This window comes from Thiomonas sp. FB-6, from assembly GCF_000377645.1.
Taxonomy (GTDB): Bacteria; Pseudomonadota; Gammaproteobacteria; order Burkholderiales; family Burkholderiaceae_C; genus Thiomonas_A.
Window position 1 is genome coordinate 170,141 of the sequence record NZ_KB898471.1, and the last position, 13,727, is coordinate 183,867.

Sequence of the window (13,727 nt, forward strand, 5' to 3'; positions counted from 1 at the left end):
CCGCGGCGCGCTGGCGCCGCGGCCTTCAGACTCGCTCGAGCGCCAGTGCGGCGCCCTGGCCCACGCCCACGCACATGGTGGCCAGCGCACGCCGCCCGCCGATGCGCTCGAGCTGGCGCAGCGCGGTCAGCACCAGGCGCGCGCCGGAGGCGCCCAGCGGATGGCCGAGTGCGATGGCGCCGCCGTTGGGGTTGACCCGCGCGTCGTCGTCGGCCAGGCCCAGCTCGCGCAGCACCGCCAGGGATTGCGCGGCGAAGGCCTCGTTGAGTTCGATGGTGTCGACGCCGCCGAGTTCCCAGCCGCTGCGCTCGAGCAGCTTGCGCACCGCCGGCACCGGGCCGATGCCCATGACCCGCGGCTCCACGCCGGCCGCGGCGGCGCCGACCACGCGCGCGCGCGGCACCAGGCCCCAGCGGCGCACCGCGGCATCGGAGGCCAGCAGCAGCGCGCAGGCGCCGTCGTTGACCCCCGAGGCGTTGCCTGCGGTGACCGTGCCGCCCTCGCGCACCACCGGCTTGAGCCGCGCCAGCTGCTCGGCGCTGGAGTCTGCGCGCGGGTGCTCGTCCTGCGCCACCTCCACGCTCTCGCCGCGCCCGCGCGGCACGCTCACCGGAATGATCTCGCCGGCGAAGAAGCCCGCCTCCTGCGCGGCCTTGCAGCGTTGCTGCGAGCGCAGCGCGAAAGCGTCCTGGTCGGCGCGCGAGATGCGGTAGTCGGCGGCGACGTTCTCGGCCGTCTCCGGCATGGAATCGATGCCGTAGCGGGCCTTCATCTGCGGGTTCACGAAGCGCCATCCGATGGTCGTGTCCTCGATGCGCGCGCTGCGCGAGAAGGCGCTTTCGGCCTTGGCCATCACGAAGGGCGCGCGCGACATGCTCTCCACGCCGCCGGCCAGCACCAGGTCGGCCTCGCCGCAGCGGATGGAGCGCGCCGCCTGCGACACCGCCTCCATGCCGGAGGAGCACAGCCGGTTCACCGTGTGGGCGGCCACCTGCACCGGCAGGCCGGCCAGCAGCGCCACCATGCGCGCCACGTTGCGGTTGTCCTCCCCCGCCTGGTTGGCGCAACCGTAGATCACCTCGTCGAGCGCGCCCCAGTCGAGCTGGGCGTGGCGCTGCATCAGCGCGCGGATGGGCGCGGCGCCGAGGTCGTCGGCACGCACCGCCGACAGCGCGCCGGCGTAGCGTCCGATGGGCGTGCGGCAGGCGTCGATGATCCAGGCCTGGGGAGTGGTGCTCATGTCGGGGTCCTCGTCGTATCGGTGGATCGGGGTGCGCGGCGGCGCGCCGGGGCGAGCGCCGCGGGCTGCGGCAGGCCCATGTCGAGCATGCCGTGCAGGAACAGGTCGGAAACCATGGGCGCGAGCTGCTCGTAATCGAGCCCGCGCCCGGGCTTGAACCAGGTGAACAGCCAGTTGATCATGCCGAACAGCAGCATGGCCAGCGGCTTGTCGAGCTCGCGCCCGCCGAGCTCGGGGCGCAGCGCGCGCATGGCCTGCGCGAAGCGGCTCACCACCTCGCGCTCCACGCCGAGAATGCGCAGCCGGTCCTCCTCGGCCAGGAAGCGCACGTCCTCGGTGAGCACGCGGTGCGCGTCCTGCGCGCTGGCGTACTCGCGCACGAAACGCTGGATCAGCAGCCCCAGCAGCGCGGGCGGCTCGGTGCATTCGGCCTGCGCCTGCATCACCACCTCGAGCAACTGGCGCACGTGGGTCTCGGCGATGTGCGCGACCAGCGCGTATTTGTCTCGGAAATAGTGGTACAGCGCGGCCTTGGACAGGCCGCAGGCCTCGGCCACCTGGTTCATGGAGGTCGCCATGAAACCCTGCTGCGCGAACAGGCGCGCGGCCTGGCTGAGGATCAGCGCGCGCTGCTCGTCGTATTGGGGAGCTCGTCCTCGTGCCATCGGTGGTTCCTGCCCGGGCCTTCAGGCGCTGCGCGGGCGGTGGTCGAACACCCGCCTCGCCTTGCCGGTGAGGGTGCGCTCGATCGAGTCCGGAGGCAGCACGACCACGCGCGTGCTGATGCCCACCAGGGTCTTGATGCGGTGGGCCACCCAATGCGCGATCTGCTCGCGCTGCGCCTCGCCGATCTGCGCGTGCTCGGGCTGCACCTCGCAGTGCACCTCCACCTTGTCCAGGTGGCCGTCGCGGCTGAGGTGGATCTGGTACTGGCCCGACAGCATCTCGTGCTGCAGCACGATCTCCTCCACCTGGGTGGGGAACATGTTCACGCCGCGCACGATCAGCATGTCGTCGCTACGCCCGACGATCTTGCCCATGCGCCGGAAGGAACGCGCGCTGGGAGGCAGCAGGCGCGTGAGGTCGCGGGTGCGGTAGCGCACGATGGGCATGGCCTGCTTGCTCAGCGAGGTGAACACCAGCTCGCCCTCGCTGCCCTCGGGCAGCACCTCGCCGGTGACCGGGTCGATGATCTCCGGATAGAAGTGGTCTTCCCAGATCACCGGGCCGTCCTGCGTTTCCACGCATTCGCTGGCCACGCCCGGGCCCATGACCTCGCTGAGGCCGTAGATGTCCACGGCGCGGATGCCGGCCTTGTGCTCGATCTCCGAGCGCATCGCCTCGGTCCACGGCTCGGCGCCGAAGATGCCCACGCGCAGCGAGCACTCCCGCGCGTCCAGGCCCTGGCGCGCGAACTCCTCGACGATCACCTGCATGTAGCTGGGCGTGACCATGATGATGTCCGGGCGGAAATCGCGGATCAGCTGCACCTGCTTCTCGGTCTGCCCGCCCGACATGGGGATCACCGTGCAGCCCAGGCGCTCGGCGCCGTAGTGCGCGCCCAGGCCGCCGGTGAACAGCCCGTAGCCGTAGGCCACGTGCACCATGTCCCCGGGCTTGCCGCCGGCGGCGCGGATGGAACGCGCCACCAGATCGGCCCAGGTGTCGATGTCGGCGCGTGTATAGCCGACCACGGTGGGCTTGCCCGTGGTCCCGGAGGAGGCATGCACGCGCACCACCTGCTCGCGCGGCACGGCGAACATGCCGAAGGGATAGTTGTCGCGCAGGTCCGACTTGCCGGTGAAGGGAAAACGGGCCAGGTCCTCCAGGCTTTTCAGCTCCTGCGGATGCACGCCCTGGGCATCGAAGGAGCGCCGGTAGTGGGGCACGTTGTCGTAGGCGTGCTGCAGGGTCCAGCGCAGGCGCTGCAGCTGCAGCGCGGAGATCTCGTCGCGGCTGGCGGTCTCGATGGCTTCGAGCGCGGCGCCACCGGCGCCTCGGGCCTGGGTCATGGGGGTCTCCTCGTGGTCGGTGTTCAGGACTGCGGGCCCGGCTCGCCGGTGGCGAAGACCTGGCGACCCTTCAGGCGGTGCGAGCGGCCGCGCATCAGCGCCACCGTGTGGCCGTGCTGGTTGCGCACCACCACGTCGTAGACCCCGGTGCGGGCCTGTTGGGTGCGCTGCTCGCAGGAAGCGCTGAGCTCGTCGCCCTCGTGCGCCGGGGCCACGAAATCCACGCTGATCCCGGCGGCCACGGTGACGTGGTTGCCCGAGTTGCAGGCGTAGGCGAAGGCCGTGTCGGCCAGCGTGGTGATCAGCCCGCCATGGCAGATGCCGAATCCGTTGAGCATGTCGCGGCGCACGCGCATGCGCGCCAGCGCCCTGCCCGGCGCCACCTCGGCGATGTCGATGCCCAGCGCGCGCGAGGCGTGGTCGTCGGCCAGCATGGTCTCGCGCACGCGAAGGGCCACGCGCAGCGCGGCGGCCTCATCGGAAGTCTCGGGGGAATGCAATTCTCGGCTCCTGGTGGCTACGGAAGAAAAGGGCCCGCGCGTGGCGCCGGGGGCCGGGATCCGCTCCCCGGCGCCGCCGGCGCTGCGGCGGGCGGGCTCAGCGGTCGGTGAAGCGTGGTGCGCGCTTTTGCGCGAACGCCGCCACCCCCTCGGCGTAGTCGCCGGCGAAACCCAGGTCGCGCTGCGCCTGCGCCTCGGCGTCCAGCGCCTGCTCCAGGGCGCAGGCCGCACCGGCATCGATCAGCGCGCGCGTGCGGGCCAGCGCGCGCGCCGGCTGCGCGGCCAGGCGCGCCGCCAGGGCCGCGGCCTCGGCCTCGAAGCCCTCGTCGTCCACGCATTTCCAGATCAGGCCGAAGGCCTCGGCCTGCGCCGCCGGCAACTTGTCGCCGAGCATGGCCAGGCCGAGCGCGCGGGCACGGCCGGCCAGGCGCGGCAGCAGCCAGGTGCTGCCGCTGTCGGGAATCAGCGCGATGGCCGCGAAGGCCTGCACGAAGGAGGCGCTGCGGCGCGCCACCACGATGTCGCACATCAGCGCCAGCGCGGCACCGGCGCCGGCGGCCACGCCGCCCACGGCGGCCAGCGTGGGCACCGGCATCGAGCGCAGGCGCAGGACCAGCGGGCGGTAGCGCGAGGCCACCACCTCTCCGAGGTCCTTGGGCGCGCCGCCGGGGGCCACCGCGGGGTCGCGCAGGTCCTGTCCGGCGCAGAAGGCCCGTCCGGCGCCGGCCAGCACCACGCAGCGCACCTGCGCATCGGCCGCGGCCGCGTCCAGCTCGCGCAGCAGGGCCTGGCACAGCGCGCCGTCCAGCGCGTTCATCGCCTGCGGGCGGTTCAGGCGCAAGGTCAGCACGCCGCCTGCGCGTTCGCAAAGCAGCACGGGAAGCTCGGAAGCGGTCATCGGGCACAATCGTTGAACTCGGGCGCGCGGCGCGGGCCGGGCCCCCTTCGGAAGCCGGGCGCGGACCCGACGCGGGGAGCGGAAGGCCGAGCCTGGCGGCAGGCGCCGCCCGGCAAACAATATTGACCAACCGGTCGGTCAATATTAGGCTCGAAGCTTTGCCCGCGGCAAGTGCCGGCCCACCCCGCCGGCACCCCGGAAAACCCTGATTCGAGGCCCCGCCCATGCCCTGCTATTCGATCGACGGTGTCGTCCCGGTGGTGGACCCCTCCGCCTACGTGCATCCCAGCGCGGTGCTGATCGGCGACGTGATCGTCGGCCCGCGCTGCTACGTCGGCCCCTGCGCGAGCCTGCGCGGCGACTTCGGACGCATCGTGCTGCACGAAGGCGCCAACGTGCAGGATTCCTGCGTCATGCACGGATTCCCGGGGCACGACACCGTGGTGCACGCGGACGGCCACATCGGCCACGGCGCGGTGCTGCACAGCTGCATCGTGCACCGCGGCGCGCTGGTGGGCATGAACGCCGTGGTGATGGACGACGCCGAGGTGGGCGAATTCTCGATCATCGCCGCCTGCGCCTTCGTGCCGGCGGCCATGGTGATTCCCCCGCGCACGCTGGTGGCGGGCATGCCGGCGCGGGTCAAGCGCCCCTTGAGCGACGAGGAGATCGCGTGGAAGGCCGAGGGCACGCGCACCTACCAGGAACTCGCGGTGCGCTGCCTGCAAAGCCTGCGCGAGGTCGAGCCTCTGCGCGCCGAGCCCGCGCAGCGGGCCCGGCTGAACGCCCCCAGCGTCGAGCCGCTGGTGGCGCTGCGCGCACGCGAGGCGGGTACGCGCTCCTGAAGCCCGGCGTCCGCGGGCTCGCGGCCCGCGGCGGCGCGCAGGCTCAGGAGACCGCGGGGGCGGGCGCGGCCAGCGCCATCTCGATGTCCGCGCGCAGCGCGTCGGGCTGGGTCTGCGGCGCGTAGCGCCGGATCACCTGGCCGTCGCGCCCGACCAGGAACTTGGTGAAATTCCACTTGATCGCCTCGGTGCCCAGTACCCCGCTGGCCTGGTCCTTCAGCCAGCGCCACAGCGGGTGGGTGTGGGCGCCGTTGACGTCGACCTTGTCGAACAGCGGGAACTCCACGCCGTAGTTGGTCTGGCAGAACTCGACGATCTGCGCCGCGCTGCCCGGCTCCTGCGCGCCGAACTGGTTGCAGGGAAAGGCCAGCACCGTGAAGCCGCGCGGGCGATACGCGTGGTGCAGGGCCTGCAGGCCCGCGTACTGGGGCGTGAAGCCGCAGGCGCTGGCGGTGTTGACGATCAGCAGCACCTGCCCGCGCCACGCGGCAAGCGACTGCTCGCGCCCCTCGATGTCGCGGGCGCTGAACTCGTAGGCGCTCGCGGCATGCCCAGGGGCGGCAGCGGCGCTTTCGCCGGAACTCGGAATCGGGGTGGTCATCGGGGGCTCCCACGGGCCGCTGGCACACGCGCCGGCACGGCCTCATTGTGCTCCGTGCCCGCAGCTTCGTCATGCGCGGCGGCGCGGCGTTGGCCGGCGGCCTCGGCCCAGGCACCCAGCAGCACGCCGGCGGCGATCAGGCCGCCGCCGGCCCAGGCACGCAAGTCCATGCGGCCGGCGCCGAGCCAGGCCGAACTAAGGCTGGCGAACACGATCTCCAGCATCATGATCACCGCGGTCAGCGCCGCGGGCAGGCGCGCCGCGCCGTATTGAAGGCCGTAGCTGCCGGCCACCATGGCCAGGCCCAGCACCAGCACCGGCAGCCCCCAGTCGGCGCGCGGCGGCGGCAGCGCCGGCGCCGCGCCCAGGGACTGCAGCAGCAGCGCCAGCAGCGCGCCGCACAGCAGGCCTCCGGCGAACATGGCCAGCATGCGCGCCGAAGCCGTGGCCTGCGCGCAGCGCCGCAGCATCACGTTGTCCAGCGCGAAGAACAGGCCGCCGGCCAGGCCCAGCCAATCGGCGCCGCTGCGCGGCAGCGGCAGGCCGCTGCCGCCGGGCCACAGCACGATCAGCGCGCCGGCCAGGGCCAGGGCCAGGCGCATCCAGCCGGCCGCGCCGATGCGCTCGCCGAGCAACCAGCGCGCCAGCAGCGTGGCCCACACCGGCATCATGTAGAACAGCAGCACCACGCGCACCACGTCGCCGCGAGCCACGCCCAGGTTGAAGCACACGTTGGCGCCGCCGGCCGCCAGCGCCACCAGCAGCAGTCCGGGACTGCGCAGCCACTGGCCGAGCGCCCCCGGGCGCAGCAGCAGCACCAGCAGCGCCCCCGGCGCATAGACCAGCGCGGTGGTCCACAGCGGCTGCACGCCCAGCGCCTGCGCGTGCCGCACCGGCCACCACGACAGACCCCACACCAGTGCGCTCAAGCCCAGTCCGCCGACCGACAGCCAGGCCGTTCGCGCCCCCGCGGTCTGTGTCACGGAGCCGCCCCGCCCAGTGCGCGGATGCCCTGGCGCAGCGTGGCCGCGGACATCTCGCCCACGTACATGCGCTGCAGGCTGCCGTCGGCGCGGATGAACAGCGTGGTCGGGTAGCCCGGCGCCTCGTAGTAGGCGGCCAGCGAACGCCCGGCGTCGAGCAGCACCTCGGGGGCCCCGGCATGGCCCAGCGAGCGCAGCAGTGCGTCCACCGCCGCCGGCGCGTCGCCCTGGTCGGCCAGCACGATGCGCGCGCCCGGATGCCCCGCCGCCTGCGCCAGCAGCATCGGCAGCTCGCGCCGGCATGGCGGGCACCAGGTGGCCCACAGGTTGATCACCAGCGGCTGCCCACGCAGGCCGCGCAGGCCCACCGGGCGTCCCTGCAGGTCTCGCAGCGTCAGCGCCGGCAAGGGGCGCGGCGCCGGCTGCAGCGCCGTCAGCAGCGCCTGCCCGCCGAACACCACCAGCGCGGCCGCCGCGAAGGCGCCGGCCAGCGCACGGCGCAGCGGCGCCCGCCACAGGCCCCAGGCCAGTAGCACCAGCGCCGCCACCGGCCAGCCCGCCCAGGGCTCGAAGCCGAGGTCGCGCGGGTCCAGCATGGCCGCAAGCGTCGGATATTGGGAATACCAGCGCAGCACGAAGGCCACGCGCGCCGCCAGCAGCCCGGCCAGCAGCGCCGCCAGCAGCGCCGGCCCGGGGCGCGGCGCGACGCCGCGCGCCAGGCGTCGCGCCAGCATGTCGGCGAGCCAGCCGCCGAGCAGCAGCAACAGCGGCGCGCTCGGCAGCAGCAGCGGCCCCAGGCGCAGCGGCATCATGGCGCGGGGTGGCGCGGCTCGCCGATCAGAAGGGTCCAGTCGCGCTGGCGCATGTTGCGCGCGTTCCAGCGCATGACCAGCCACATGCTGAGCACGATGAACACCCCGAACAGCAGCATGGTGGCGCGCACCGGCAGGTTCACGCTGATCAGCAGCGAGTACATGCCCAGCATCGCCAGCACGCTGAGGTTCTCGTTGAAGTTCTGCACCGCGATGGAATGCCCGGCCGACAGCAGCACGTAGCCGCGGTGCTGCAGCAGCGCGTTCATGGGCACCACGAAGTAGCCGGCCATGGCGCCGATCATCACCATGAACACGCCGGCCAGCAGCAGGTACAACGGCACCTGCAGGCGCCCCACGGAGAACTGCAGCTCCGGCACCATCGAGCGCGTGTACAGGGCCACGACCATGCACACCACGCCCATGCCCAGCCCGACCGGAAGCACGCGCAGGCTGTTCCTCAGCGGCACGCGCGTGGCCGCCAGCACCGCGCCCAGCGCCACGCCGAAGGCCACCGTGGCCTGCAGCGCGGCGGCGTTGCTCAGGTTCAGCCCCAGCGCGGCCTCGGACCACTTGATGACAATGAATTGCAGCGTGGCGCCGGCGCCCCAGAACAGCGTGGTCACGGCCAGCGAGATCTGGCCCAGCTTGTCGCTCCACAGCACGCGCATGCAGTGCACGAACTCGACCAGCTGGCGCGCCGGGTTGGCGGTCTGGTGGGGATAGCGCGCGCCGGTATCGGGAATGCGCAGGTTGCACGCCGCGGCCACCACGTAGACCAGCGAGATCAGCGCCAGCGCCGCACCCGCGGCCCCCTGCACGTGCAGCCATTGCAGCGGCGCCTGCCCGAGCAGCCAGTCCGAGGCCTCGCGGCTGACCAGAAAGCCGCCGAGCACGGTGCCGAGAATGATCGAGCTCACCGTGGTGCCCTCGATCCAGCCGTTGGCCGCGACCAGTTGCTGCGGCGGCAGCAGCTCGGTGAGGATGCCGTACTTGGCCGGCGAATAGGCGGCGGCGCCCAGGCCCACCACCGCGTAGGCCAGCAGCGGATGCGCGCCGAACAGCATGGTCAGCAGGCCGGCCAGCTTGACCAGGTTGGTGATCAGCATGACCTGCCCCTTCTGCAGGGAGTCGGCGAAGCCGCCGACGAAGGGCGCCAGCATCACGTAGGACACCGTGAAGAAGAATTTCAGCAGCGGGGTCATCCACCCCGGAGCCTTCAACTGGACCAGCAGCGCGATGGCGGCGATGAGCAGGGCGTTGTCGGCCAGCGACGAGAAGAACTGCGCGGCCATGATCCAGTAGAAACCTTTTTTCATTCCGTCCTGCGAATCCTGCCGTGCGCGGCGCGCCTGCGCGAAATCGCCCATTTATAGCATAGGGACCATGGCGTGGACGGGTGCGAGGGTGCCGCGGCGCAAGGCCTCGCAGGCACTACACTCGAGCCCGTCATGCCCCGCCCGATCCAGGCCACCGTCTCCCTCGAAGCCCTGCGCCACAACCTGGCGCGCTCGCGTACGGCCGGCGGCGGCGCCCGCGTGTGGGCGGTGGTCAAGGCCAATGCCTACGGCCACGGCGTGGAGCGCGCCTTCCCCGCGCTGCGCGCGGCCGACGGCTTCGCGCTGCTCGACCTGGCCGAGGCGGAAACCCTGCGCGCGCTGGGCTGGGGCGGCCCCATCCTGCTGCTCGAGGGCTGCTTCGGGCTGGAGGACCTCGCCACCTGCGAGCGCCTGAACCTGTGGCACGTGGTGCACGACGCGGCGCAGATCCACTGGCTGGCCTCGCGCCGCAAGCCGCGCGCGCACCGCGTGTTTCTCAAGCTCAACAGCGGCATGAACCGCCTGGGCTTCACGCCCGAGCAATACCGCGTGGCCTGGCAGCGCCTGCAGGAACTGCCGGCGGTGGGCGCGGTCTCGCACATGACCCATTTCGCCACCGCCGACGGCGAGCCGGGCGTCGCCGATGCGCTGGAACGCTTCGAATCCGCGGTCGACGGCCTGCCCGGCGAACGCAGCCTGTGCAATTCGGCCGCGCTGCTGCGCTACGGCGTGCAGGCGCAAGGCCGACCGGGCCGGCATGACGACGCCGCCGCGGTGCTGGGCGACTGGGTGCGCCCGGGAATCGCGCTGTACGGCGGCTCGCCCACCGGCGCGCATGCCGACGCGACGCGCTGGGAACTGCGCCCGGCGATGAGCCTGCTCACCCGCATCATCGGCGTGCAGACCGTCGAGGCCGGCGGCGTGGTGGGCTACGGCGCCACCTTCCGAGCCGAGCGTCCGATGCGCATCGGCGTGGCCGCGGTGGGCTACGCCGACGGCTATCCCCGGCACGCCCCCAGCGGCACACCCATCGTGGTCGACGGCGTGCGCACGCGCATCGTCGGGCGCGTGTCCATGGACATGGTGATGGTGGACCTGGATCCCGTGCGCGCGGCCGGCCGCGCCGCCGACGTCGGCAGCCCGGTCCTGTGCTGGGGGCGCCACCTGGACGCGGAACTGGGCATCGACGAAGTGGCCGAGCCCAGCGGCACGCTGGGCTATGAACTCATGTGCGCGCTGGCGCGCCGGGTGCCGGTGCAGGTCGTCTGATGGCCCGTTCGGGCACCACTTTCGTCTGCAGCGATTGCGGCGGCCAGTCCGCGCAATGGCTCGGTCGCTGCCCGCACTGCGGCGCCTGGAACAGCCTGGTGGAGACGCGCACCGGCACCGCCGCACGGGGCGGCTCGCTGGGCGCCGGGCGTGCCGCGCCCGCGCCGCTGGCCCCGGCTTCGGCGGTGCAGGACCTGGCCCAGGTGCCGGCCGCCGAGCAGCAGCACATGCCCAGCGGCATCGGCGAACTCGACCGCGTGCTGGGCGGCGGGCTGGTGGCCGGCAGCGTGGTGCTGCTCGGCGGCGACCCCGGCATCGGCAAGTCCACGCTGCTGCTGCAGGTGCTGGCCGCGCTGGCCGCGAACACCTCCGTGCTCTACGTCAGCGGCGAGGAATCGGCGGCGCAGGTCGGGCTGCGCGCACAGCGCCTGGGGCTGCAGGGCGCACGGGTGCGCCTGATGGCGGAGATCCAGCTCGAGCGCATCGGCGAGGCGCTGGCCGCCGAACGCCCCTCGGTGTGCGTGATCGACTCCATCCAGACCGTCTATACCGAGCAGTTGTCGTCGGCGCCCGGCTCGGTGGCCCAGGTGCGCGAATGCGCGGCCCAGCTCACGCGCCACGCGAAGACGGCGGGCACCTGCATCGTGCTGGTGGGCCACGTCACCAAGGAAGGCGCGCTGGCCGGCCCGCGGGTGCTGGAGCACATGGTCGACAGCGTGCTGTACTTCGAAGGCGACGCGCACAGCAACTACCGCCTGATCCGCGCCATCAAGAACCGCTACGGCGGCGTCGGCGAGCTGGGCGTGTTCGCGATGACCGAGCGCGGGCTCAAGGGCGTGGCCAATCCCTCGGCGATCTTCCTGTCCCACCACGGCGCTCCGGTGCCGGGCTCCTGCGTGCTGGCCACGCTGGAAGGCAGCCGCCCCCTGCTGGTGGAAATCCAGGCGCTGGCCGACAACGCCGCCTCGCCCAGCCCGCGCCGGCTCAGCGTGGGCCTGGACCCGGCGCGCCTGGCCATGCTGCTGGCGGTGCTGCACCGTCACGCCGGCGTGTCCTGCGCCGACCAGGACGTGTTCGTCAACGCGGTGGGCGGCGTTCGCATCGCCGAGCCGGCGGCCGACCTTGCGGTGATGCTGGCCATCCAGTCCTCGCTGCGCAACCGCGCGCTGCCGCGCGGGCTGGTGGCCTTCGGCGAGGTCGGGCTGGCCGGCGAGATCCGCCCCGCCCCGCGCGGCCAGGAACGCCTGCGCGAGGCCGCCAAGCTGGGCTTTTCGGCGGCCATCATCCCGGCCGCCAACGCGCCGCGCCACAATCCCGAACAGCTCGACGGCATGAGCCTGCACCCGGTGCAGCGCATCGACCAGGCGCTGGAACTGCTGCGGGAGCAGTGAGCCCCCTCCGTCGCCGGGCGCGAGCCCGGCGACGGAGGGGGCTCTCAGACCACCGCCTGCTCGAGTTCCTCCGGCCGGCGCACCACCAGGCGCGAGGCCTGGCCCTCCTCGCCCGCGCGCAGCTCCAGCACCTGGCGGTGGAAGGCGGCCACGCCCACGCGGTGCGCCACGCTGACCAGCGTGGTGCGCGGCAGCTCGCGCAGCAGCAGGCGGTACATCTCGGCCTCCAGCGGCGCGTCCAGCGCGCCGGTGGCCTCGTCCAGGAACAGCCAGTCGGGCGCGGCCAGCAGCGCGCGGGCCACGGCCAGGCGCTGCTGCTCGCCCGGCGACAGGCGCAGCATCCAGCCGTCCTCCAGGTCGAGTGCGCCCACCAGTTGGGGCAGGCGCACCAGCAGCAGCACCTCGCGCAGCCGCGCATCGTCGAAGGCGTCCGCGGACATCGGGTAGCTCAGCGCCTCGCGCAGGGTGCCGATGGGCAGGTAGGGCTTTTGCGGCAGGAACAGCGAGCGCCCGGCGGGCAGCTTCCAGTGGCGCCCCTCGGCGTAGGGCCAGATGCCGGCCAGCCAGCGCATCAGCGTGCTCTTGCCCAGGCCCGAGGCGCCGATGAGCAGCGTGTGCTGCCCCGGCTCGATGCGTTCCCCGGCCGCCTGCACCAGCGGGCGGCCGTCCGGCGCGTCGATGCGCAGCTCGCCCAGATCCACGCCGCCCGGCGCCTGCACGCCCTGCCGCGCCGGCTCCTGCACGGCAGCCGGCGCCGGCTGCGGCAGCCGGGTCTGAGCCTTGGCCAGCTCGATGGATTCGACGAAGGTCGCCAGACGCTGCAGCGTGGCCAGCCAGGTGACGATGCTGGTGTACGAGGAGATGAAAAAGGACAGCGAACCCTGCACCTGGCCGAAGGCGGTGGCCGTCTGGGTCAGGCCGCCGAGCTTGATCTGCCCGGCGAAATAGCGCGGCGCGGCCACCAGGATGGGGAAGATGATGGCCAGCTGGCCATAGAAGGAGCTGTACCAGGTGAACAGCTTCTGGCGTTTCATGATGCCCCACCAGTTGGCCCAGACGTTGGCGAAGCGCGCCCGGTGCCCGTCGAGTTCGCGCGCCTCGCCGCGGTACAGCGCGATGCCCTCGTTGTGCTCGCGCGTGCGCGCCAGGCCGAAGCGGAAATCGGCCTCGTAGCGCTGCTGGTCGAAGTTCAGGCGGATCAGCGGCTTGCCCACCTTGTGCGCCAGCCAGCTGCCCACTCCGGCGTACAGCAGCGCGGCCCACACCATGTAGCCGGGAATGCTCACCCCCCACAGCGTGAAGGCGCCCGACAGGGTCCACAGCACGAACAGGAAGGAGAACAGGGTCACCACCGAGGAGATCACCCCGAAGAACAGGTTCAGGGTCCCGCTGACGAAGTTGTTGATGTCGTCGGCGATCCGCTGGTCGGGGTTGTCCTCCTGGCCGCGGCGCAGCGCGATGCGGTAGTGGGTGCCCCCTTCGAGCCAGTCGCGCAGGAACACCTCGGTGACCCAGCGCCGCCAGCGGATCTGCAACATCTGCTGCAGGTACTGCGAGTACACGGCCAGCACGATGAACAGGAAGGCCAGGACGGTGAACACCAGCAGCAGGTGCTTGAACGCGGGATAGGCGTGTTCCTGCAGGGCGTTGTAGAAGTCGCGGTTCCAGAAGTTCAGGCGCACGTTGATCCACACGATCGCCAGGTTCATGCCCAGCACGCTGAGCAGCAGCAGCCAGCCCATGCGCCAATCCTCGGAAACCCAGTAGGGCCTGGCGATGGCCATGAACTGGCGCATCGAGAAGCGGTAGGGTCGGCTGACGGGACTCGGGCTGGACATGGTGCGGCGTGGAGGTCCT

13 protein-coding genes are annotated in these 13,727 nt (G+C 72.4%); 3 read left to right on the top strand and 10 right to left on the bottom strand.

The features are described from left to right. Positions 1-25: 25 nt before the first annotated feature. The 5 genes from pcaF to D466_RS0100830 all read right to left on the bottom strand — a co-directional run bounded on the left by pcaF (position 26) and on the right by D466_RS0100830 (position 4,650). Positions 26-1,240 carry a 3-oxoadipyl-CoA thiolase gene (pcaF, locus tag D466_RS0100810; protein WP_018911785.1) on the bottom strand — a complete coding sequence of 405 codons (1,215 nt, stop codon included), beginning with the start codon at positions 1,238-1,240 and terminating at the stop codon, positions 26-28. Beyond that, entirely contained in the window at positions 1,237-1,905 is a 669-nt protein-coding gene (locus D466_RS0100815) for a TetR/AcrR family transcriptional regulator (protein ID WP_018911786.1), read from the bottom strand. Before D466_RS0100815 ends, pcaF begins: the two co-directional genes overlap by 4 nt. Before the next feature lie 21 nt (positions 1,906-1,926). Beyond that, a complete protein-coding gene (paaK, locus tag D466_RS0100820; protein ID WP_018911787.1) occupies positions 1,927-3,252 on the bottom strand; it encodes a phenylacetate--CoA ligase PaaK in 1,326 nt (441 codons plus the stop codon). 23 nt (positions 3,253-3,275) lie between these two features. Further along, entirely contained in the window at positions 3,276-3,752 is a 477-nt protein-coding gene (gene paaI, locus D466_RS0100825) for a hydroxyphenylacetyl-CoA thioesterase PaaI (protein ID WP_018911788.1), read from the bottom strand. Positions 3,753-3,849: 97 nt separating this feature from the next. Next, positions 3,850-4,650: an enoyl-CoA hydratase-related protein gene (locus D466_RS0100830; RefSeq protein ID WP_018911789.1), complete on the bottom strand. Its 801-nt coding sequence runs from the start codon at positions 4,648-4,650 to the stop codon at positions 3,850-3,852. Positions 4,651-4,874: 224 nt separating this feature from the next. Here D466_RS0100830 and D466_RS0100835 point away from each other — a divergent pair, with 224 nt between their 5' ends. Then, the gene (locus D466_RS0100835; RefSeq protein ID WP_018911790.1) at positions 4,875-5,495 is read left to right on the top strand and encodes a phenylacetic acid degradation protein PaaY; all 621 of its coding nucleotides are present in this window, start codon (positions 4,875-4,877) and stop codon (positions 5,493-5,495) included. Positions 5,496-5,538: 43 nt separating this feature from the next. Here the strand turns inward: D466_RS0100835 and D466_RS0100840 are convergent, their stop codons facing one another. Genes D466_RS0100840 through lplT form a run of 4 tightly spaced genes read right to left on the bottom strand, consistent with a single transcriptional unit; the run spans position 5,539 to position 9,210 of the window. After that, on the bottom strand, positions 5,539-6,096 hold the full coding sequence (locus D466_RS0100840; RefSeq protein ID WP_018911791.1) for a glutathione peroxidase: 558 nt from the start codon (positions 6,094-6,096) through the stop codon (positions 5,539-5,541). Next, a complete protein-coding gene (locus D466_RS20100) occupies positions 6,093-7,079 on the bottom strand; it encodes a DMT family transporter (protein WP_231385641.1) in 987 nt (328 codons plus the stop codon). The genes D466_RS0100840 and D466_RS20100 overlap by 4 nt, the downstream gene beginning before the upstream one ends. Beyond that, positions 7,076-7,891 carry a TlpA disulfide reductase family protein gene (locus D466_RS0100850; protein WP_018911793.1) on the bottom strand — a complete coding sequence of 272 codons (816 nt, stop codon included), beginning with the start codon at positions 7,889-7,891 and terminating at the stop codon, positions 7,076-7,078. The genes D466_RS20100 and D466_RS0100850 overlap by 4 nt, the downstream gene beginning before the upstream one ends. Then, a complete protein-coding gene (gene lplT, locus D466_RS0100855; protein WP_026284741.1) occupies positions 7,888-9,210 on the bottom strand; it encodes a lysophospholipid transporter LplT in 1,323 nt (440 codons plus the stop codon). Before lplT ends, D466_RS0100850 begins: the two co-directional genes overlap by 4 nt. Positions 9,211-9,342: 132 nt before the next feature. Between lplT and alr the strand changes: the two genes are divergently transcribed. Then, the gene (gene alr, locus D466_RS0100860) at positions 9,343-10,479 is read left to right on the top strand and encodes an alanine racemase (protein ID WP_018911795.1); all 1,137 of its coding nucleotides are present in this window, start codon (positions 9,343-9,345) and stop codon (positions 10,477-10,479) included. After that, on the top strand, positions 10,479-11,870 hold the full coding sequence (gene radA / locus D466_RS0100865) for a DNA repair protein RadA (protein ID WP_018911796.1): 1,392 nt from the start codon (positions 10,479-10,481) through the stop codon (positions 11,868-11,870). Before alr ends, radA begins: the two co-directional genes overlap by 1 nt. 44 nt (positions 11,871-11,914) lie before the next feature. On the opposite strand, the gene D466_RS0100870 is transcribed toward radA, so the two are convergent. Continuing rightward, on the bottom strand, positions 11,915-13,708 hold the full coding sequence (locus tag D466_RS0100870; protein WP_156003885.1) for an ABC transporter ATP-binding protein/permease: 1,794 nt from the start codon (positions 13,706-13,708) through the stop codon (positions 11,915-11,917). Positions 13,709-13,727: the final 19 nt, after the last annotated feature.

Coding starts and splice junctions, on each gene's coding strand:
- D466_RS0100850 (WP_018911793.1), bottom strand. CDS start 7,891: ATGATGCCGCTGCGCCTGGGGCCGCTGCTGCTGCCGAGCGCGCCGCTG.
- alr (WP_018911795.1), top strand. CDS start 9,343: ATGCCCCGCCCGATCCAGGCCACCGTCTCCCTCGAAGCCCTGCGCCAC.
- lplT (WP_026284741.1), bottom strand. CDS start 9,210: ATGAAAAAAGGTTTCTACTGGATCATGGCCGCGCAGTTCTTCTCGTCG.
- D466_RS0100835 (WP_018911790.1), top strand. CDS start 4,875: ATGCCCTGCTATTCGATCGACGGTGTCGTCCCGGTGGTGGACCCCTCC.
- paaK (WP_018911787.1), bottom strand. CDS start 3,252: ATGACCCAGGCCCGAGGCGCCGGTGGCGCCGCGCTCGAAGCCATCGAG.
- D466_RS0100815 (WP_018911786.1), bottom strand. CDS start 1,905: ATGGCACGAGGACGAGCTCCCCAATACGACGAGCAGCGCGCGCTGATC.
- pcaF (WP_018911785.1), bottom strand. CDS start 1,240: ATGAGCACCACTCCCCAGGCCTGGATCATCGACGCCTGCCGCACGCCC.
- radA (WP_018911796.1), top strand. CDS start 10,479: ATGGCCCGTTCGGGCACCACTTTCGTCTGCAGCGATTGCGGCGGCCAG.
- D466_RS0100870 (WP_156003885.1), bottom strand. CDS start 13,708: ATGTCCAGCCCGAGTCCCGTCAGCCGACCCTACCGCTTCTCGATGCGC.
- D466_RS0100830 (WP_018911789.1), bottom strand. CDS start 4,650: ATGACCGCTTCCGAGCTTCCCGTGCTGCTTTGCGAACGCGCAGGCGGC.
- D466_RS0100840 (WP_018911791.1), bottom strand. CDS start 6,096: ATGACCACCCCGATTCCGAGTTCCGGCGAAAGCGCCGCTGCCGCCCCT.